Source organism: Streptomyces sp. (assembly GCF_036524955.1).
Classification (GTDB): Bacteria; Actinomycetota; Actinomycetes; order Streptomycetales; family Streptomycetaceae; genus Actinacidiphila.
Genome location: NZ_DATDBG010000298.1, coordinates 1 through 4,293 on the forward strand (window position 1 = coordinate 1; position 4,293 = coordinate 4,293).

The 4,293-nt window shown below is 73.7% G+C and carries 3 protein-coding genes and 1 pseudogene; 2 read left to right on the top strand and 2 right to left on the bottom strand.

Going from position 1 to position 4,293, the window contains the following annotated elements:
* Positions 1 to 294 precede the first annotated feature (294 nt).
* Positions 295 to 1,053 carry a hypothetical protein gene (locus VIW71_RS23620; RefSeq protein WP_331624575.1) on the top strand — a complete coding sequence of 253 codons (759 nt, stop codon included), beginning with the start codon at positions 295 to 297 and terminating at the stop codon, positions 1,051 to 1,053.
* Here the strand turns inward: VIW71_RS23620 and VIW71_RS23625 are convergent.
* Positions 1,028 to 1,568: pseudogene (locus VIW71_RS23625) on the bottom strand (ZIP family metal transporter); the annotation flags it as partial. The gene VIW71_RS23620 and the pseudogene VIW71_RS23625 overlap by 26 nt on opposite strands.
* 70 nt (positions 1,569 to 1,638) lie before the next feature.
* On the opposite strand from VIW71_RS23625, the gene VIW71_RS23630 reads away from it, so the two are divergent.
* On the top strand, positions 1,639 to 2,037 hold the full coding sequence (locus VIW71_RS23630) for a DUF6479 family protein (protein WP_331624576.1): 399 nt from the start codon (positions 1,639 to 1,641) through the stop codon (positions 2,035 to 2,037).
* A gap of 334 nt (positions 2,038 to 2,371) precedes the next feature.
* On the opposite strand, the gene VIW71_RS23635 is transcribed toward VIW71_RS23630, so the two are convergent.
* Positions 2,372 to 4,234: a transketolase gene (locus tag VIW71_RS23635; RefSeq protein ID WP_331624578.1), complete on the bottom strand. Its 1,863-nt coding sequence runs from the start codon at positions 4,232 to 4,234 to the stop codon at positions 2,372 to 2,374.
* Between the last annotated feature and the right edge of the window lie 59 nt (positions 4,235 to 4,293).

A 4,293-nucleotide genomic window follows, 5' to 3' on the forward strand; every position in this document is an offset into this window, starting at 1 on the left:
CCGCCGCGGTCACGGCGAGCGCGGCCACCAGCCGTACGGCCACCGCCCGTGGCGAGCGAGTCCGCCGGACCGGGCCGGGAGGGTGAACTGGGCCCGAACGTTCGACCGGTTGCGCAAGACGATTGCGTCCCAACACGAAGCCTCCACTCAACGACCGTCCCGGCAGCGTAACTTCACCCCAGCGGTTACGTCAGGGAACTCTCCGCGCCGGTCCGGTGGGTGGCGTGCTCCCCCGGAGCCTGGCGTGGAAGGCCCCGCAGCGGTAAGCCTCGAACACCGCTACGATGCCGCGCCATGAGCGACGTCGTGCGCACCCTCGTCCTGGCCCTGGTGGCCTGCGCCCTGGGCGCGGTAGGCGGTTGGTTCCTCCGCGGCTACCTGACGCGGCGCCGGCTACAGCGCAAACAGCGGTTCTTCGGGCTGCCGAAGGAGTCCGACTGCCTGCTGGTGGTGCCGCGCGACCCCGGGGCGCGGAGCTGGAGTCTGGCCAGGCACGACGCCTTCGCGCTGCTGGAGTTGGCTGCGGTCGTCAAGGAGTGCGGGGCGCACGCCGAGGTGCTGGCGCACGACACCGCCTGGCAGGGCTTCGGGGCGCGCACCGAGTTCTGCATCGGCGGGCCGGCGGCCAACCTGCGGCTGGCCGCCCATCTGCGCTCGATGCTGCCGGGGGTGGAGATCAACACCGACCCGACGCCAGGCCCCGACCAGGGCGCGATCACCGTCGGCGGGGAGACGTACCGGCTGGAGAAGGGCGCGGTGGAGTACGTGCTGCTGGCCCGACTGGCGGCGGCCGGCGACTCGGGCAACGACCGGCCGGTGTTCCTGTCCTCGGGGCAGCGCGGCATCGCCAACCAGGCCGCGACCCGCTACCTCGCCCGCCACCACGTCCGGCTGGCCCGCAAGTACGGCGTCGACGGCTCCTTCTGCCTGCTGCTGCGGGTGGTGAACTCCCAGTCGTACGGCTCGGACGTGGTCGAACTCGTCGCCGACGTCTCCAAGGCGGCGGCGATCGCCCCCAAGGTCGGCCGGCCAGACCGATCACCAGCCGCATGACGGCCGCCCCCGCGACCGTGCACAGCAGCGTGGACCGCGAAGGGTGCGGGCTGTGCGCCTCGGGCAGGATGTCCGAGGTCGCCAGGTAGAGCAGGAACCCGGCGAAGAAGCCCAGGTAGAGGCCGAGCGCCCCGGGTGGGATGGTGAAGGCGAGGGTGATCGCGGCGCCGGTCACCGGGGCCACCGCGTCCGCGCCCAGCAGGAGTTGCGCCCGGCGCCGCCCGTTTCCCGTACAGCCGGGTGATGGTGTACGTGTTGAAGCCGTCGGCGAAGTCGTGCGCGATGACGGCGACGGCCACCACGACGCCGGCGGTGTTCCCGGCCTGGAAGGCGGCGCCGATGGCGAAGCCGTCCATCATGCTGTGCCCGACCAGGGCCGCCGCGGCGGCGACCCCCACGCCCTTGACCGGGTCGTGGGCGTGGCCGAGCCCGTGGGTGTGGCTGGCGTACTCGCCCTCGTGGGCGCGGTGGACGGCCACCGAGCGTTCGACGACGTGCAGGGCGAGAACGGTTCCGCTTCGCCGTCCGCGTTTCGTGTTCCCGGGCGATTCCAGGGCATCCGCCTCAGTGAGGAGGTGCCGAGAAATGTCCGCTTACGAGCATGACGTGCCGCTCGCGATTCCTCACGACTACCTCGTCGGAATCGGCCCACTGGTCATCGGTGTCTGCATCGTGATCGTGCTGATCGCCGCGGTCTGGCTGGGGATGCGGCGCGTCGGCCGCGACCCGGCCGTACCGCGAGGCACGCGGCCCCGGTCAGGGGCGTGGCAGACCCGTCAGGAACACGAGACGGGCGCGCCCGAGGGCCACGGGCCCGGTCACCAGGACTCCGGTCCGCGGACCCACGAGTCGCGCCAGCCGGTGCCGGACGAGGTGCCGCGCGACGGCCGCCGCCGTTTCCCTCACGAACTGCGCCCGTACGGAGTCCGCGAGGGCCGCATCCGTACCACCCCGCGCCGCCACAGCGGCCCCAACCTCGACTGACGTTCCCCGCACCGCCGCGAGCGGGCGTTCGAAGCGCGTACGGCGGGCCCCTCGCCCGGGGCCCGCCGTACACGGTCCCTCAGCCCCGCAGCGTCCGCAGCCGCCTCCGCGCGGGCCCCGGCGGGCGGCCACGCGCGGGCGGGCCGGCCCACGGGTCGATCCGGGCGTGGCCGGCCGGGTCGGCGACGGTCCGGCGGCGTGGCCAGGTCCGCCTCGGTGACGGCCGGGTCCGCCTCGGTGACGGCCGGGAATCGCCCGTGCACCGGGCGGAGCAGCTTCTCGGCCCGCGGCACCTTCACCACGTGCCGTCCCGCCTCGACCGTGAGCGTGCTGATCAGGAGGCGACCAGCTTGCGGGCGGCGGCGGCGATCGCGTCGGCGTCGATGCCCGCGGCGTGCAACTGCTCGGCGGGGGTGGCCGAGCCGGGTACGGTGTGGACGGCGAGCCGGGTCAGCAGCGGCATCGCGTGCCCGTTGCCGAACGACTCAAGGACGGCGTCGGCGAGCCCGCCCTCGGGACGGTGGTCCTCGACGGTCACGAAACGACCGGTGAGCGCGGCGGCCTCGCGCAGCGTCTGGGTGTCGACCGGCTTGACCGAGTACAGGTCGATGACCCGGGCCCGGACGCCGTCGGCGACGAGCTGGTCGTGAGCGGCCAGTGCCTGGTGCGCGGTGACACCCGCCCCGATCAGGGTGACCTGGTCCTCGGGATGGGAGCGCAGCACCTTGCAGCCGCCGACCGGGAACTCCTCGTCGGGGCCGTAGATCACCGGGGTCTCGCCACGCGTGGTGCGCAGGTAGCTGATCCCGGGCCGGTCGGCCATCGCCGCGACGAGACGGGCGGTCTGGTTGGCGTCACAGGGGTAGAGCACGGTGCTGCCGTGCAGGGCCCGCAGCATCGCCAGGTCTTCCAGGGCCATCTGGGAGGGGCCGTCCTCGCCGATGGAGACGCCCGCGTGCGAGCCGACCACGTTGAGGTCGGCGCGGCCGATCGAGGCCATCCGCAGGAAGTCGTGGGCGCGGGTGAGGAAGGCCGCGAAGGTGGCGGCGTAGGGCGTCCAGCCGCACGCCCGGACGCCGACGGCCGCGGCGACGAGCTGCTGCTCCGCGATGTAGCACTCGATGTACCGCTCGGGGTGCTCCTTGGCGAAGAGCTCCGCCCTGGTGGAGTCGCCGACCTCGCCGTCGAGGGTGACGACGTCCCCGCGCCGCGTGCCGAGCACGGTCAGCGCCTCGCCGAAGGCGGTCCGGGTGGCGACAGCGTCGCCGACGCCGTACCGGGGCAGCGGGGCCTGCGGGGCGCCGCCGTACCGCGGCCGTTCTGTCTCCTGCGGGCGCTGTACGCGCACCCGCAGGTTCCGGACGCCGCCGAGTTCACGGATCGCCTCGCCCGGGTCGGGAACCGGCTTGCCGTGCATACCCTCGCGGTCCTCGACCGCGACCACCCCGCGGCCCTTGCGGGTGCGGGCGATGATCGCGGTGGGCATGCCGCGGGTGGTGCGGGCGGTGTCCATGGCCTCGTCCACCGAATCGACGTCGTGGCCGTCGATCTGCACGGTGTTCCAGCCGAAGGCACGGATCCGGCGGGCGTAGGCGTCCAGGTCCCAGCCGTGCCGGGTGGGGCCGCGCTGGCCGAGCCGGTTGATGTCGAGGATCGCGGTGAGGTTGTCGAGACCTTCGATGCCCGCGTGTTCGAACGCCTCCCACATCGACCCCTCGGCCAGCTCGCTGTCCCCGCACAGCACCCAGGTGCGGTACGGCAACTGGGCCAGCCGCTTGCCCGCCAGCGCCACGCCGACGCCGATCGGCAGCCCCTGGCCGAGCGAGCCGGTGGCGACCTCCACCCAGGGCAGCCTGGGCGTCGGGTGGCCCTCAAGGCGGCTGCCGAGCTTGCGGAAGGTGAGCAGTTCCTCGTCGGTGATGGCGCCGGCCGCCTTGTAGGCGGCGTACAGCAGTGGCGAGGCATGGCCCTTGGAGAAGATCAGGTGGTCGTTGCCGGGGTGGTCGGGCTGGTCGAAGGCGTACCGCAGGTGGCGGGCGAGCAGCACGGCGACGAGTTCGGCCGCGGACATCGAGGAGGTGGGGTGCCCCGAGCCGGCCGCCGCGGCGGCGCGTACCGCGTCCACCCGCAGCTGCTGGGCGAGTTCGGCGATCCGGGCGTCGTCGAGGACAAGGTCCTGGGTGGCGGTGCGCGTCATGGGGTCGGGTTTCCTTTCGCGTCATGCGGGTCGGGGGCGGGGGCGGGCCGCGGCCCCCC